Annotated in this window: 15 protein-coding genes and 1 pseudogene; 9 read left to right on the top strand and 7 right to left on the bottom strand. The window is 63.9% G+C overall.

What is annotated here, in order from left to right; all coding sequences use genetic code 11:
• Window positions 1–139 precede the first annotated feature (139 nt).
• Window positions 140–2,134: an X-Pro dipeptidyl-peptidase gene (locus A0257_20555; protein ID AMR29249.1), complete on the top strand. Its 1,995-nt coding sequence runs from the start codon at window positions 140–142 to the stop codon at window positions 2,132–2,134.
• A 103-nt stretch (window positions 2,135–2,237) separates the two neighbouring features.
• On the opposite strand, the gene A0257_20550 is transcribed toward A0257_20555, so the two are convergent.
• The 6 genes and pseudogenes from A0257_20550 to A0257_20525 form a co-directional block, all read right to left on the bottom strand.
• A complete protein-coding gene (locus A0257_20550; GenBank protein AMR29248.1) occupies window positions 2,238–2,621 on the bottom strand; it encodes a hypothetical protein in 384 nt (127 codons plus the stop codon).
• A gap of 124 nt (window positions 2,622–2,745) precedes the next feature.
• Window positions 2,746–3,807: a DNA polymerase IV gene (locus tag A0257_20545; GenBank protein AMR29247.1), complete on the bottom strand. Its 1,062-nt coding sequence runs from the start codon at window positions 3,805–3,807 to the stop codon at window positions 2,746–2,748.
• A 9-nt stretch (window positions 3,808–3,816) separates the two neighbouring features.
• Window positions 3,817–5,517, bottom strand: coding sequence for a hypothetical protein (locus A0257_20540; protein ID AMR29246.1), 1,701 nt, complete (start codon window positions 5,515–5,517; stop codon window positions 3,817–3,819).
• On the bottom strand, window positions 5,514–5,843 hold the full coding sequence (locus A0257_20535) for a circadian clock protein KaiB (GenBank protein AMR29880.1): 330 nt from the start codon (window positions 5,841–5,843) through the stop codon (window positions 5,514–5,516). Before A0257_20535 ends, A0257_20540 begins: the two co-directional genes overlap by 4 nt.
• 6 nt (window positions 5,844–5,849) lie before the next feature.
• On the bottom strand, window positions 5,850–6,185 hold the full coding sequence (locus tag A0257_20530) for a circadian clock protein KaiB (GenBank protein AMR29245.1): 336 nt from the start codon (window positions 6,183–6,185) through the stop codon (window positions 5,850–5,852).
• 119 nt (window positions 6,186–6,304) lie between these two features.
• Window positions 6,305–7,936, bottom strand: a pseudogene (locus A0257_20525) (KaiC 1).
• A gap of 203 nt (window positions 7,937–8,139) precedes the next feature.
• Between A0257_20525 and A0257_20520 the strand changes: the two are divergent.
• Window positions 8,140–8,859, top strand: coding sequence for a hypothetical protein (locus A0257_20520; protein ID AMR29244.1), 720 nt, complete (start codon window positions 8,140–8,142; stop codon window positions 8,857–8,859).
• Window positions 8,860–9,356: 497 nt separating this feature from the next.
• On the opposite strand, the gene A0257_20515 is transcribed toward A0257_20520, so the two are convergent.
• Window positions 9,357–9,971 (bottom strand): hypothetical protein, encoded by a 615-nt coding sequence (locus tag A0257_20515; GenBank protein AMR29243.1) that lies wholly within the window; start codon window positions 9,969–9,971, stop codon window positions 9,357–9,359.
• 92 nt (window positions 9,972–10,063) lie between these two features.
• Here A0257_20515 and A0257_20510 point away from each other — a divergent pair, with 92 nt between their 5' ends.
• The 7 genes from A0257_20510 (at window position 10,064) to A0257_20480 (ending at window position 15,523) form a co-directional block, all read left to right on the top strand.
• Window positions 10,064–10,435: a sec-independent protein translocase TatC gene (locus tag A0257_20510; GenBank protein AMR29242.1), complete on the top strand. Its 372-nt coding sequence runs from the start codon at window positions 10,064–10,066 to the stop codon at window positions 10,433–10,435.
• A gap of 54 nt (window positions 10,436–10,489) precedes the next feature.
• On the top strand, window positions 10,490–10,972 hold the full coding sequence (locus A0257_20505; GenBank protein AMR29241.1) for an ABC transporter: 483 nt from the start codon (window positions 10,490–10,492) through the stop codon (window positions 10,970–10,972).
• A 97-nt stretch (window positions 10,973–11,069) separates the two neighbouring features.
• Window positions 11,070–11,768: a hypothetical protein gene (locus A0257_20500; GenBank protein AMR29240.1), complete on the top strand. Its 699-nt coding sequence runs from the start codon at window positions 11,070–11,072 to the stop codon at window positions 11,766–11,768.
• A gap of 426 nt (window positions 11,769–12,194) precedes the next feature.
• Entirely contained in the window at window positions 12,195–12,875 is a 681-nt protein-coding gene (locus A0257_20495; GenBank protein ID AMR29239.1) for a hypothetical protein, read from the top strand.
• Window positions 12,876–12,995: 120 nt separating this feature from the next.
• Window positions 12,996–13,646, top strand: coding sequence for a hypothetical protein (locus tag A0257_20490; protein AMR29238.1), 651 nt, complete (start codon window positions 12,996–12,998; stop codon window positions 13,644–13,646).
• Between the two features lie 202 nt (window positions 13,647–13,848).
• Complete coding sequence (locus A0257_20485; protein AMR29237.1) at window positions 13,849–14,511, top strand: hypothetical protein; 663 nt, start codon at window positions 13,849–13,851, stop codon at window positions 14,509–14,511.
• 19 nt (window positions 14,512–14,530) lie between these two features.
• On the top strand, window positions 14,531–15,523 hold the full coding sequence (locus A0257_20480; protein ID AMR29236.1) for a hypothetical protein: 993 nt from the start codon (window positions 14,531–14,533) through the stop codon (window positions 15,521–15,523).
• Window positions 15,524–15,636 lie beyond the last annotated feature (113 nt).

Below are 15,636 nucleotides of genomic sequence, written 5' to 3'. Positions count from 1 at the left end.
GCAATCACACCGGAACGATGGCCGAACAAACGGCGGGGGTGTCGTGCGGGTGCGATTGCTTCGCTTTGCTCGCAATGACATACGAGTGTAGCGCAACTCCGCCGTGAGAATCACCCCCTCATACCTACTTTGCGCGACTATGTTTCGCTCCGTCCTGCTCAGCGCCCTGCTGGCTGCCGCCCTCGCCCGGCCCGCCGCCGCCCAAACCGCCCCTACCCCCACCCGCGCCGAGGACTCGCTCTTCGTGCGCCAAAACTACCGCAAGCTGGAGCAGCTCATTCCGATGCGCGACGGCACCCGGCTGGCCACCATTCTGTACGTGCCGCGCGATGCGAGCCGGGCCAACCCCTACCCCTTCCTGATGGAGCGGACGCCCTACTCGGCCGGCCCGCGCGGCGCGGATGCCTACCCCACCCGCGGCCCCGGCCCCAGCCGCGAGCTGAGCCAGGAAAAATATATTTTCGTGTACCAGGACGTGCGCGGGCGCTACCTCAGCGAAGGTCAGTTTGAGGAAATGACCCCCGCCCTACCCCCCGCCGGCCGCGGCAAGCCCAGCAAGGGCAAAGGCAAAAACGCCGCTCACGACGAAAGCACCGATACCTACGACACCATCGAGTGGCTGCTGAAACACGTGCCCTACAACAACGGCCGCGTGGGCGTCATGGGAATTTCCTACCCCGGCTTCTACGCCTCGGCCAGCCTGCCCAACGCCCACCCGGCGCTCAAGGCCGTGTCGCCGCAGGCCCCGGTGACGGACGAGTTTATCGGCGACGATGCCCGGCACGGCGGGGCATTTTTTTTGCTGGATAACTTTGATTTCACGAATTCTTTCGATGTGCCCCGGCCCCAGCCGCTGGCCAAGTACGAGGAATTGTTTCCCTTAAAAATCGCCGATGCCTACCAGTTTTTTCTGGATTTGGGCCCCATTAAAAATGCCAACCAAAGCCAGTATTTCAACGGCCGGGCCCGCATCTGGAACGAGTACCTGGCCCACGACACCTACGATGCCTATTGGCAGGCGCGCAACAGCCGCCCGAGCCTAACCGGCGTGCGGCCGGCCGTGCTGGTCGTCGGCGGCTGGTACGATGCCGAGGACCTGTTCGGGGCGCTGCACACCTACCAGGCCATCGAAAAGCAGAACCCCGCCGCCACCAACCGCCTCGTGATGGGCCCCTGGACCCACGGGGCCTGGAGCCGCGCCGACTGGAGCAAATTCGGCCCCCTGAATTTTGGCCAAAACACCGCCGAATACTACCGCCGCACCCTGGAAACGCCGTTTTTCAACTTCTACCTGAAAGACAAAGGCCACTTCGACGCGGCCGAAGCCACGGTGTTCAATACCGGTACGAATGAGTGGAAAACCTACTCCGCCTGGCCGCCGAAGGCGGCGCAGGCACGGCCGTTTTATTTTCAGCCGGGCGGGGGATTGGTTGCTTATGAAAATAAAGTAGGAGAGGCTATTCAAAGCATGGTAGCAGGACCGACTATTACGCACACGCCACAAACATTACCACCTCCACCCGCCCCCGCCTTCTCCGAATACCTCAGCGACCCGGCCCACCCGGTGCCCTACGCGCCCGGCATCCTGAGCAGCCGCAGCAACGAGTATATGATTGCCGACCAGCGCTTTGCGGCCGAGCGGCCCGACGTGCTCACCTTCCAAACCCTACCCCTGCCCGCCGACCTGACCGTGGCCGGCCCGCTGGCCGTGGACCTGTGGGTGAGCACCTCCGGCACCGATGCCGACTTCGTGGTGAAGCTCATCGACGTGCTGCCCGACGATGCAGCCGACCCCGCGCCGGGGGCGCAAAATACCACCCTACCCGGCACCCAGCGCCTGGTACGCGCCGACGTGCTACGCGGCCGGTTCCGCAACAGCTTCACGCAGCCCGAACCGTTCCAGCCCAACGTGCCCACCGAGGTGAAATACGAGCTGAACGACGTGCTGCACACCTTCAAAAAAGGCCACCGCCTGCTGGTGCAGGTGCAAAGCAGCTGGTTTCCGCTGGTGGACCGCAATCCGCAGCAGTTCATCAACATCTCGACTGCTAATGCGGCTGATTTTCAGAAGGCTACCATCCGGATTTACCACGAGCCCGGCCATGCCTCCAAGCTGACGCTGCCGGTGCAGTAGCGCAAACTTTCCAGTTCGTGCGCGAGCGCCAGCGAGCATCGTCGTGCGCGCCGCGCGGCCCCGCCTGCTAGCTGACGCTCGCGCACGAACTGGAAAGTTCGCGTTACTGCTGCTTCTGGGCGTGCCAGAGCACTAGCTGCCAACCTTTTGCGGCGTCCTTGATATACACCACCACGTACTTGATGCGCGTGAAGCTGGGCTGGCCGTCGGCACCGGGGCCAAGGTCAATCTGGATGAGGGCGTTGACGATGGCCGTGTGGTCGTCGTTGTAGGGCCGCACCGTTATGGCCTCGATATCAACCTTATCGTAGCGGCTCTGGCCGCTGGCGATGGAGGCCAGGTAGCTCGCCTTGCCATCCTGATGGCCGTTGGAGTGGGTGTAAATGAGGTCGTCGGCAAAGATGGTTTCGAGCGTCGGCAGGTCTTTGGCAACCTGCGCCGCGAAGCGCTTCCGTTCGAGCTGTTCGATTTCTTGGATGGCAGACATTTTTTAGGGAGTAGGGGTCAGTGATTAGTAGTTGATTCTGACACTGCTGAAACCAGTGGCGTGAGCGCAAGTTGGTTCGGCGACGCTTTTTCAATTGGCACTACTCCCTACTCACCCCTACCCCCTAAAAAAGCGCCAGCTGCCCGGTGGTCGCGTCGGGCTCATCGAGGGCGGACAAGGAGAGGCCCAGCAGCCGCACGCCCTGCGGCAGGGGTAGCAACACCGTCAGCAAATCCTGGCCCAGGCGCAGCAGGGCGGCTTCGTCGGGCACGGCGGCGGGCAGGGTGCGGCTGCGGGTTAGTTGCTGGAAATCAGCGTATTTTACTTTTAGCGTGATGCAGCGGCCCGACTGGCCGGTGCGCTGGCAGTAGGCCCAGACCTTGGCGGCCACGGGCAGCAAGGCGGCCAGCAGGTCGGGCAATTCGTGCAGGTCCTGGGCAAAAGTCATTTCGGCCCCCACCGACTTGCGGGGGCGGTCGGGGCGCACGGGGCGCAGGTCCTCGGCGCGGGCGATGGCGTAGTAGAAGCCGCCCGCCTTGCCGAAGTGCCGGCGCAGCAGCGCCTCGGGCTGGGCGCGCAGGTCGGCTCCGGTGAAGATGCCCAGCGCGTGCAGCCGCGCCTGCGTAGCCGGCCCGATGCCGTGAAACTCGCCTACCCCCAGCCCGGCCACGAACGCCGGCCCGCGCTCGGGCGGAATCACGTACTGCCCGTTGGGTTTGCGGCGGTCGGAGGCCAGCTTGGCCAGAAATTTATTGTAGGAAATGCCCGCCGAAGCCGTGAGCTGGGTGCGTTCTAAAATCTTAGCCCTGATTTGGCGGGCTACCTCGCTGGCGAGGGGTAGGCCGGCCAGGTTGTGGGTCACGTCGAGGTAAGCTTCATCGAGGGCCACGGGCTCGATAAGCGGCGTGTATTCGGCCATGATTTCCCGAATCTGACCTGATACCTCTTTATACACGTCAAAGCGCGGCGGCACGAACCGCAGCTCGGGGCAGAGGCGCGCCGCCGTGGCGGCCGGCATGGCCGAGCGCACCCCAAATTGCCGGGCCTCGTAGCTGGCGGCCATCACTACGCCGCGGGCGCGGGTGCCGCCCACGGCCACCGGCCGCCCGCGCAGGGCCGGGTCGTCGCGCTGCTCCACGGAGGCATAAAAGGCATCCATGTCGAGGTGAATAATCTTGCGCAGCATCTTGGTTCGTTACCGCGGCAGCAGCACCGTGAACGTGGAGCCGGTGCCTTCTTCACTCTCCACCAGGATGCGGCCGCCAGCGTTTTCTACCATTTTTTTGACCATGAACAGGCCCACGCCGCTGCCCTCCACGTGGGTGTGCAGGCGCTCGAAGAGGCCGAACAGCCGGCGCTGACCGGGGGCGTCAATGCCGAGGCCGTTGTCCTGCACGCTCAGGCGCAGGTGGGGGCCGTCGGGGTAGGCGCGCAGCCGGATGTGGGCCGGGCGCGCGGGAGCGCGGTACTTGAGGGCGTTGCTGAGCAGGTTATAGACCACGCTGCGCAGGTTTTTTTCCAGGAAGCGCGCCCCTACCCCCTCGGCCAAATCCAGCTCTAGCTGCGCGCCGGCCGCGTGCACCAGCGGGGCCAGGTCGAGCACCACGCCCTGCACCACGGGGGCCAGCGGCACCGGGGCGGGGGGTAGGGCATGGTCGCGCTGGAGCCGGGCCACGTCGCTGAGCTGCTCGATGGTGTGCTGAAAGCGCTCGACCGAGGTAGTCAGCATTCCCAGAATAGTATAAACCGGCGGCCGCTGGCGGGCCTCGATGGGCAGCTCATCGACGAGGGCTTGCAGCAAGCCTTCGATGTTGGTAATCGGCCCCTTGAGGTCGTGCGAGGCGGAATAGATGAAGCTGTCCAGGTCCACGTTGACGCGGGTCAGCTCCTCGTTGTTGTCGCGCAGCAGGCGCTGGGCCTGAATCACGCGCTCCTGAGCCAGCTTGTTTTCGTGAATATCAGTATAGGTGCCAATCCACTGCACCACCTCGCCCTGCTCGTTGCGCGAGGGCAGGGCGCGGCCCAGCATCCAGCGGTAGTCGCCGGCCTGGTTCAGGATGCGGCATTCCAGCTCCAGGGGCTGCTGGGTGGCCAGCGCATGCTCCCAGGTGCGGAAGCTGGGGGCCAGGTCGTCGGGGTGAATGCGGCTGGCTATCTGCTCGGGCGTCACGGCTTCCTCGCCCACATAGTCGAACCAGCGGTGGTTGAGGTAAGTGGTTTCGCCGGCCACGTCGGCGGTCCAGGCAATCTGCGGAATGCCTTCCAGCACCCGGCTCACCTCGGCGGCGGCGCGCTCCACGGCCTGGCGGGCGGCCTGCTGGCGCACCAATTCCTCGTTCTTGCGGTCAAGCAGCTTGTTTTGGCGGGCCACCATCGAGCGGATGGAAAAAATCTCCTGGCGCGCCGACACGTCGGCCAGCAGCACGGCCAGCGTGGGCGCGCCGCTGAGCGTGAGCACGTTCATAGACACCGAAAAAGGGCGCAGGGCCCCGGTGCGGCAGTGTTGCAGGGGCATTTCGCCGCGCGCCTGGCTGGCCCAGCCCTGCTGCCACAGCTCGGTCCAGTAGGCCAGGTAGCCGGCCGGCACGAACTCGGTGAACGGGTGGCCCAGCAGCTCATCGGGCGGGCAGCCCAGGGCGGCGGCCAGGGCGGCGTTGGCGTAGAGCACTTCGCCGGCAGCCCCCAGCAGCACCGCGCCTTCGCTCATCTGCTCCACCAGGGTGCGGTAGCCGTGGTCGGCGCTTTCGAGGGTGAAGATGCGCGGCCCCTCCGCGCCCTGAATGGCCAGCGCATCCACGGCCCCCGTGCGCACAGCCATAATTAGCTCTTCGGCTTCGCGCAGCTGCTCGCGCAGCTCTTCATTTTCCCGAGCCAGGTCGGCGGCGGTGGGCATCATGGGGCAGGGGCGGGGGGCGGTAGTTGGTTCAGACCTAGAACGCTCAACACCACCGGGCGGTTCGAGAGGTCGCCCACCAGGCGGCGCTGCGGCAGCGGCCGCAGGCGCACCAGCGTGGGCAAGGCCACCAGCTGGGCCTGCTGCGCCAGCTCGGGTTGCTGGTAAATATCCAGAATGCGCAGCGCGTAGCGGCCGGGCAAATATTCTTCACAAATGGCCTTGATGTTGCGCACGGCCCGCGTTGAGTTGGGGGTGGCCCCCGCCACGTAGAGCACCAGCTCGTAGGCGAGCGGCTCGTCCGGGGCGGGGGGGGTAGGGAGGGGCAGCACGGGCTAAACGGAAAGCCGCAGGTCGAGCCCCACGATGACGCGCTCCTCGTTCGAAAGGTCGCCGATAACCCGGCGAATGGGCTCGGGCATCTTGCGCACCACCGTCGGGATGGCCAGAATCTGGTCGCCCTCGGCCAGCTGCGGGTTTTGCAGCAAGTCAATAATTTCCAGGCGGTAGCGGCCGGGCACGTGCTGCTCGCAGTAGCGGCGCAGGTTGGCCAGCGCCGCGATAGACTTGGCCGTGTGGCCGGCCACGTACAGGCGCAGCTCCCAGGTTTCGCCGGGGGGTAGGGCGGCGGCTTCCAGCGGTTCTTCCCTCACATCATCAACATCTATCATAGCTAGCGGGCATACGGCGCTCAGGGCCGGGCGTTGGGGGGGGTAGGGAAATAATCGGCGGATGCGCCGCCGGCGGCCAGGGCGGCGTGGCCTTCGCGCTGGGCGGTGTCGCGGGCGTGCTCTTGCTGGCTGAGGTGGCGCAGCTCTTCTTCCACCGACTCAAATTCCGTGCGCAAGTTGGCGATGGTGGCTTCCAGCACCCGGCGGCGGCGCTCCAGCTCGCGGTCGCGGCGCTCGGCTTCGTGCTGACGCACGGCCAACTGGGCTTCTTCCTGAATGCGCTGCGTGAGGCGGCCGGCCCCGGTAATGATGCCTTCCGGCCCGATTACCACGTCCAGCAAGTCCACGCCGTGGTTGGTTATCACGAATTCGCGCACCTGGTTGGAGTGCGCCATGCCGCGCGCCTTGAGGATGCTCAGGCCCCGGTTGCGCTCGCCTACCCCCTCCAGGTCGCGCACCGACACCCAGGTATCGACCAGCGACGACACGCCTTCCTCGGTCAATTCCAATTGCCCGTGCCGCCCGTTGATGAGGGCCGTAAACAGGGCTGTGATGTTGTTGATTTTCAAAAAATCAACCATCCGGGTGAGCATACTGCGCACTTCGCTGATGCTGCCCACCGAGATAAGGTTGCTGATGGGGTCGATGACGACGGCCTGGGGCCGGAACTCGCGCACGTCGCGGTGCAGCGTCACGAGGTGGCGCTCCAGGCCGTTGAGCGAGGGCCGCGAGGCTTCGATGCGCAGCAAATCCTGGTCGAGGTAGGGCTGCAAATCGAGCCCCACGGTCCGCATGTTGCGGATGAGCTGGGCCGGCGATTCTTCAAAAGTGAAATACAGGCAGCGCTCGCCGCGGCGGCAGGTTTCGGCGGCGAAGGCGGCGGCGAGCGTGGTTTTGGCGGTGCCGGCCGTGCCCGTGAGCAGCGCGCTGCTGCCCCGGTACCAGCCGCCTTGCGCAAACATGGCATCGAGGCCCGGCACGCCGGTCGAGACAATCTCGTCGGAAACGCTATGTTCCAGCCGCAGCGACGTCACGGGCAGCACCGAGATGCCGTCCTCGCTGATGAGGTAGGGGTATTCGTTGGTGCCGTGGGTGCTGCCGCGGTACTTCACGATGCGCAGCCGCCGGGTCGTAATCTGGTCAATCACCCGGTTATCGAGCAAAATCACGCAGTCCGACACGTATTCTTCCAAACCTTGCCGGGTCAGCGTGCCCTCGCCGCGCTCGGCCGTGATGATGGTCGTCACGCCCTTGTCCTTGAGCCAGCGAAACAGCCGGCGGATTTCGGAGCGCAGCACGGCCTGGTTGCTGAAGCCCGAAAACAGCGCCTCAATCGTATCCAACACCACGCGCTTGGCCCCGATGGAATCGATGGCGTGGCCCAGGCGAATAAAAAGCCCGTCGAGGTCGTACTCGCCCGACTCTTCCATTTCGGAGCGGTCCACATGCACATGGTCGAGGCGCAGGAGCTTGTCGGCCTGCATTTGGCGCAGGTCGAAGCCCAGCGAAGCCACGTTGGCGGCCAGCTCGTCGGCGGTTTCCTCGAAGGTCATCAGCACGCCCGGCTCATTATACAGCTCCACGCCGCGCACCAGAAACTCGATGGCCAGCAGGGTTTTGCCGCAGCCCGCGCTGCCGCAAATGAGGGTGGGGCGGCCCAGCGGCAGGCCGCCCTCGGTTATCTCGTCGAGGCCCTCGATGCCGGTGGGCGACTTGGGTAAGCGGGGCAGCGCGGCAAGGGGGGTAGGCATGGCAGCTTAACTAAAAAGAGGGGGGTAGGCAGATGTTGGCGCAAGGTAAGCCCGCGCCTGCCTTAGCGCGGCGGCCAGCTGGGGGGGCGCGCTGCGGGCCGGGGCAGCGGGCAGACGGGGGACGGCCGGCGGCGCGCTTACGGGTTTAGGGCCGTACTTGCGAAGATTATTCATCTTATCTACATTCACCTACCCCGCCTGCCATGACCAACAAAATGTATTTCACCAACTTCTTCGTGCCGCTGTGCGCCTCGCTCAGCGATGATGAGTTTCTGGCCTTTGCCGAGGCGGCCCTGGCCAACCTGCAACGCGATGCTGGCGCGAACGCCGACGACCTGGCCAGCCTGCTGCCGCAAGTGGCTGCGTTGCGGGCGGCCCACACCCAGCGCGGCGTGGGGGGCAAGTCGGCCAGCGTGGCCACGCTGCAAAACGCCGTTCGCGCCTTCCTGCAATGGGCCAGGCTGACGAATACGACCCACGTATTCCCCGCCTTTCCTGACCAGCGGCAGGCCGAGCGGATTGACATTTTTCCGGGCGGAATGGGGGCGCTCTACCAGGCCGACCAGACCAACGTGCTGAGCCGGGCTAAGTACTACCTCGACAAAATAAGCGGCCCCTACGGCAAGCAAACGGGCGTGACGGCCGCCGAGGCCGCCCGCCAATACCAGGCGCTGGAAGCGGCGCTGACCGGCCGCGTCACGGCCGCCGCCGACAAGCGCGGGGGCTCGGCCGCCGTAGATGCCGAGGAGCAAACCGTGTGTGAGGGCCTGTATCGGGCCTACGCCGGCCTGCTGCACCAGCACTATACGCAGCCCGAAATGGCCTACGCCTACTTCCCCTTCCCCAACTCGACCGGCACCGCCACCGATGGCAACCTGGCCGCCCTGCCCCAGCCGCACCCGGCGGACGGCGTGGCCGCTTAGAGCAGTTTCGGAGTTAGTGGACGGGGCGGGCTGCCGGGGTTGAGCCGGCTGTCCGCTCTTCGGCAGAACAAACGGCGCGAACGACGAGCGGACAGCCGGCTCAACCCCGGCAGCCCGCCCCGTCCAAGATGCACACTAACTTGAAAACTGCTTTAAGGCCGGCAACTAGTCTTTTTTCAAGACCAGCCGCAACCCACCTGGCAAAAACAGCTGTTTTTAAGACTCCGGCCCCGGTCGGAGCCTTGAAAACAGCTGTTTTGGGTAGGCCCGGCGCGACTGGAGTGCTAAAAACAACTGTTTTTGCTGTTCCCGATGGAGCCGGAGCTTTGGAAACAGTTGTTTTGGATGGGCCCGATGGAGCCGGAGAGCTAAAAACAGCCGTTTTCAAGGCTTCGATTTCATCAAGATTGGTAAAAACACAGGACTTACCCAAAGGGCTGTTTTTTGGCCGGCCGGCCCCGGCTGCCATTCCCCAGGCTGGCGGTTGCAACCTGGCCCTACCCCTGCCGCCGGGCCAGCCGCCGCTGGCGCAGGCCGGCCAGCCGGGCGCGCTCGGCCTGGCGGGCCTCGCGCAGCAGCAGGCGCTCGGGCAGCCGGGCCATGAGGCGCTCGCGCACGTACTGGGCCAGCGCCGAGAGCGGCACCGTGTGGGCCGTGCGCAGATATTGCGCCACCTCGCGCTGGCGCAGGGTGCTGGCCCCGGCCAGGCCCCGCGCCAACAGGAACTGCTTGATTTCTTCCACCCACAGCAGCCCGGCCAGCGGGGCGGCCTGCACGGTGGCGTTGTAGCCGGCTTCGCGGTGGCAGCGCAGGGCGGGGCCGTCGGGCGCGGCCACCAGCACGCCGACCCAGGCGGGCAGGCGCGGCAGCAGCTTGGCCAGGTGCTTTTCGGTGACTACGAACGTGACGAAATCATAGACTTCGGCGTAGCAGCGCAATTGGTTTTCCACCCGTTGCAGGGTGTCGCCGTCGCCCTTCACCTCGTAGCCGTGCATGAAGTGCTCGGTGATGTGCACCACGTCGGCGCGGGTGCTGCCGGTGGGCAGCTCGTCGATGTGGACCCCGCCTAGTAATAAGGGGTAGAGCCGGGCGCGGATTTCGGGGTCGTTCATTGTGCTCCGTAGCGCGAACTTTGTAGTTCGCGTCCCCGCGCCATCCGAGTCGTTCGGAGACGCGAACCACAAAGTTCGCGTTCCTACCCCCCATGCCCGACATCACGACCGAAGCCGACATACAGCTGCTGGTGGACCAGTTCTACGCGCGCGCCCTGGCCGACCCGCTGCTGGCCGCCGTGTTCATCGACTTCGCGCACGTCGATTTGGGCCACCACCTGCCGCAGCTCTACGATTTTTGGAGCGGCATCTTGCTGGGCACCAGCCGCTACCAGGGCTTTCCGATGCGCAAGCATTTTCCGCTGCCCATCGGCCTGGCCCACTTCGAGCGCTGGCTGGCGCTGTTTCACGAAACCGTGGATGCGCACTTTGCCGGCCCCACGGCCACGCTGGCCAAGCAGCAGGCGCTGCAAATCGGGCGCGTGTTTGCCACCCGGCTGGGGCTGCTGGGTGCTGGCGTCTAGCAACTGTTTGCCGGCCCGGCGGTTGAAAAGTCGCACCCTTTTCCCTACCCCCTCATGGACGCCCCAACCCGACAAGCCCTCGTGGCCGAGCTCACCGCCCTGCTGGCCGGCGGCAATGCCCACGCCACCTTTGACCAAGCCGTGGCCGACCTGCCCGCGCCGCTGCGCAACCAGGCCGTGCCGCAGGTGCCCTACACCATCTGGCAGCTGGTCGAGCACATCCGCATCGCGCAGGCCGACATTCTGGAGTTTTGCGTGAACCCCCACTATGTAGCGCCCGAGTGGCCCGCCGCTTACTGGCCCGACAAAGCGCTAGCCGTGGACGAGGCCGGCTGGCAGGCCGCGCTGCGCGCCATCGCCCACGACCAGCAGCAGTTTATCGACCTGCTGGAAAATCCCACTACCGATTTATTTGCCCCCCTACCCCACGGCGACGGCCAGAGCATTTTCCGCGAGGCCCTGCTCATTGGCGACCACGCGGCGTACCACGTGGGCGAAATCGTGTTGATTCGGCGTTTGCTGGGGGCGTGGGGGTAGGAAAGCGTTTTTCAGGGGATATTTTTTTGGGTCAGGCTTGCAACGGCTAACGTGTCAATCGGCACTTATACTTGTGTTTCTTTTCCTCTGAGAACCTATGCGCTTGCTTCAGGTAGCCCCCAGTGGCTTATTGACCATTTTGCCACTGCTCGGTCTGGCCCAAACTGCCAGTCCCTACCCCCGCTACTACGTGGGGCTGGACTTGTACGCCAGCGATTACCAGCCACTTGGCGGGGCCTATTACCGGGGGGTTACGGTGCCGGTGCAACTCACGGTAGGCTACCAGCTGCGGCCCCGGCTGGCGGTGCAGGCCGGCATTGCTTATAGCAACGCAAACACCAGCTTCTTCGGTCTGGGCAAGTACTATAGCAGCTCCTCGGCGGCAGCCAGCCCCGCCGCCTACTTCGAATATAACGGCACTTCTTCCCTCCGCACCACCTCCACTACCCTGCTGGCCCGCTACACGCTCACGCGCCAAGCTACGCATCGCTTCCAGGTGGACGTGCTGGGCGGCCTCACGCTGGTAAACCGGCGTGAGGCCACGTCCCAAGTGCGCACCGATAGCGACAGCACCTACGCGGTTGTCGCTACTGCCAACTATGCCTCGGCGGGTGCGCAAAATAACTTTTTATTAACGGCGGGCGCTAGCGCCCGCTACCGGTTTGGCCGGCACCTGGAGGCGATGCTCGGCTTCACCCTCAATCACGACTTCAATTACGAACACCACTCTAGCTCCTCGGTGCTGACCGGCACTACGGCCCTGGGCCTGCGCTACCGCTTTGGTGGCCTGCGGTAAAGAAGTCGCCGGTTCGGGCACGCTGCGCCCACCAGGTTTTCTCAAGGACGTCTGAAAAGTCGGTTTCAACTAGAGCAGTTTCCAAGTCGGTGTACAGGGCGGGCTGCCGGCTTTTCGCCGGCTGTCCGCTCTTCACGAGAACGAACGGCGCGAACGAAGAGCGGACAGCCGGCGAAAAGCCGGCAGCCCGCACCGGTCAATCTGTACACCGACTTGGAAACTGCTCTAAAGAAAATATGCGGCCGGGCGCGGCGCAGTAATCCACTTAAGCCGCTGACCAACCTGCCAGCGGCCAACGCGATTTGTTACGCCGCGCCCGGCCGGATATTTAAAATGATTTCTTAATTTTCTAGCCATTTTTAGTTTATATACTTGTTTGTTAGCTAGTTTTTAGTACGTTTGCTCATCCTTGTCCATCAAAACTTCATGAAGCAATCTTACTACATCTTGGCGGCGCTGTTGGTCGCCCCGCTAGCTAGCCAAGCCCAGCAGCCTTCCCCGCCCGCTTACCGCTACTACGGCGGACTGGCGCTCTATAGCAGTGATTATCAATACGTAAGTGGCAATTCCTTCTCGGATTTGTCGGTGCCGGTGCAGGCCACGCTAGGTTACCAGCTGCGGCCGCGCCTGGCGGTGCAGGCCAGTTTAGCCTATAGCCAATATACATCTGACTGGGGGAGGCTGTCGCAGACCCAGATAACGCCCGACTTTACGGCTATTGACAACTATTTCGGACAATCAGTGGCGCGCAGCCATTCCTTTTCGCTGCTGGCGCGCTACACGCTGACTCGCCGGGCCGCGCATCGTCTCCAGGTGGATATGCTGGGAGGCGCTACGCTAGAGCAGCATAGCTTCGCGAGTGCTTACCAGTACACCCATACGTTTACTGACAAGGCCGGCACCACTACTTCCACTAGCTTCAATGAGCAGGGCTACACCTACTCGCTGTGGCTACTTACGGGCGGCGTAAGTGCCCGCTATGGCCTGGGCCGCCACCTGGAAGCCGTATTGGATGCAACGCTCAACAGCCGCCTGGCCCGGTTGGAGTCGCCGCCCACCCTAGCCGGAGCCCTGGGCCTGCGCTACCGCTTTGGTGGCCTGCGGTAAAGAAGTCGCCGGTTTTCTCTGTTGGCTATGCAACGCTTAGCCGCCTAAAGGCTACTTACTTGCAACACTTCTATACGTACTCCTGCCATGAGAATTCTACTTTGCCTAGCCGGCAGCCTGTTGCTGGGCTTGCCGCTTGCCAGCCACGCGCAAACTGCTGAGCTGCCGACGTCGCCCCACTTCTACGGCGGTCTGAACGTGTATAGTAGCAGCCACCAGAATCTGAGTAGCTGGGGCAACGGCCAGGCGCGCATCCCGGTGCAGGCCGTGGTGGGCTACCAGGTGCGGCCGCGCCTGGCGGTGCAGCTGGGCCTGGCCTACAGCGGCAATAGCAGCAACTACGCCTATTCCACTTCTTATAGCTCCTACTATCCGTCGCCGCCGAGCGCCGTCATAGATTTCGCCGGCACCTACCGGGAGCGCAGCACCACGGCCACGCTGCTGGCCCGCTACGGGCTGACGCGCAAGCCTACCCACCGCTTTCAGGCCGACGCGCTGGGCGGGGCCAAGTTTGAATACACCCGCTATGGCAACACCGGCACCCAGACCACCCACGACCAGGCAGCGCCGGTCGTCACGCCTTACGAAAGCCCTTCTACCTACACGCAGCCGTTGCTTAGCCTGGGTTTTGGGCTGCACTACCGGCTGGTTTCGCGGCTGGAGGCCGCGTATGACTTCACGTTTGACCTTCCGGTTACCAACAATAACCATGACTCCCGCACGCAAGCCACGATGGCGTTGGGTCTGCGCTACCACTTCGGCCCCGGCTAGGTGGCCCCGCCGTTTGCCCTTTTAGCAAAAACGGCTTTCCATTTTGGAAAAAACAGCTTCCCGACCGGCCTCGCGCCGGGCGGGATTTTTTATTTAGTATGCTGATTAATTGATTTTTAACTAAAATCAGCTTTCGCTTTTCCTGAATCGGCACTGGTCTTGGCATTAGGTACGCATCCCTCACCTACCAGCCCGCTCCGACATGGCTATTCTCGATAACCTGGCGAAAGCCGCCAAAGACTTCTTCGTCGAGCCCGACGGCGAAGCCGCGGCCGCGGCCGCCCCGCGCGTGGCCGGGCCGCTGGCCAGCCCTACCCCCCCGCTGGCCGGCCTGCCGCCCGGCACCACCCAGCCCGAGCAGCGCCACCTCGACCACATTGCGCAGGTGCTGGCCGGCGATGGCAAAGATTTTGGGGCCTTCGTCAAGATGGTGAAAAGCCTGGCAGCCAGTGGCCTCAGTGGCCCGCTGCTGTACCAGACGGCCTTCAACGCCTTCGCCGCTGTGACGGGCACCGACCTCCCTACCCTCCTCACCTCGGCCGATGCGCTGGCCCAAAAGCTAGCCGACGACCGCGCCCAGGTGCTGGCCCGCCACCGCGAAAAAATGGGCGAAAGCGGGCCACCCGGCAAGTCCAGCGCCCTGGCCCAGCTGCGCGAGCAGGAGACCAGGCTGCAAGCCGCCGTGGCCAGCCTCACCCAGCAGCTCACCGAGCAAAGCCAGCAACTCACTGACACCCAGCAGCAACTGCACCAGGAAACCGCCAAAACCCAGGCCGCGCTGGCCTCCTACGAGCTGGCCAACGCGGCCGCCGGGGCCGAGTTGCAAGCGCACCAGCAAGCCGCTAAATCATTATTAACTAAGTAACTAAACCCCTTTCTGAGCCATGAAAACTTTGCTTTCTTCTGACCTTAGCCCTACCCTGCCCAAGTGGCAGCAGCCCGAAAAGGTGGCCGGCTGGGTAGTGCTGGCCGCCGGGGCCGGGGCCGGCGTGTACTACTGGGGCCAGATAGTGCCCTACCTCGTGGACATCGTGTTCAACAGCGTGAAGCTGGGCATCGGGCTGGGGGTGCTGTTCTTGCTGTTTTTGCTGGCAACGAACAAGCGGATTCAGATTGGCCTCTGGTACGCCGGGCAGCGGATTTTGCGCACGCTGGCGGGCATTTTCGTCAACACCGACCCCATTGGCATCATGGAGGACTATATCTCGAACACCGAGAAGGAGGCCCGCCAGATGGAAGGCGAAATCGGCCACATCGAGGGCGCGCACGAGCTGGTGAAGCGCAAGCTGGCCGCCAACGACGCCCAGATGCAGGAGTATCTGGCCCTGGCCGACTCGGCGACCCGCCAAAACGAAAAGGACGCCGCCGAAGCCTACGCCAGCCGCGCCGCCCAAATCCTGGACTACAACCAGCGCCTGCAACCAATGGCCACCACCACGGCCAACGTGAGTGTGGTGATGCGCCAGATTCTGAAAGCTGCCCTGCGCCAGATTGACGGCAGCAAGTTCAAAGTCGGCCTTTTGAAAGACGAATATGAGCTGGTGAAACGTACCAGCTCGGGCATGCGCGCCGCCATGAATATCCTGCGCGGCGACCCTGATAAGAAGTATTTCTTCGACCTCGCCACCGACCGCGTGGCCCAGGACATGGCTCAGCAATTGGGCCAGATTAAGCAGGCTATGCGCTACTCGCAGGAGTTCGTGAAGGAGATGGACATCCAGAACGGCGTGATGAGCGAAAAGGGCCAGCGCCTGCTGGACCGCTACCAGAAAGGCGACTTCAACGCCTTGTTAACCAACGATAAAACCCCGGCTGCTACCTCGGTAGCGGCCACTAAAAAACGCTCCGATGATGCCTATTCTAGCCTGCTTGATTAGTGGCTGCCTGGCGCTGCTGCTGTGCGCCGTGCTGCTGTAACCGCGCACCTCACCCCCCTACCCCCTCTCCCGTGGAGAGGGGGAACCTACCGAAACAAACGATAGCGCATGAC

It is taken from the genome of Hymenobacter psoromatis (assembly GCA_001596155.1).
In the GTDB taxonomy this organism is placed as follows: domain Bacteria; phylum Bacteroidota; class Bacteroidia; order Cytophagales; family Hymenobacteraceae; genus Hymenobacter.
Note: the sequence above shows the minus strand (reverse complement) of the source record. Positions and strands in the feature narration are given on the sequence as shown.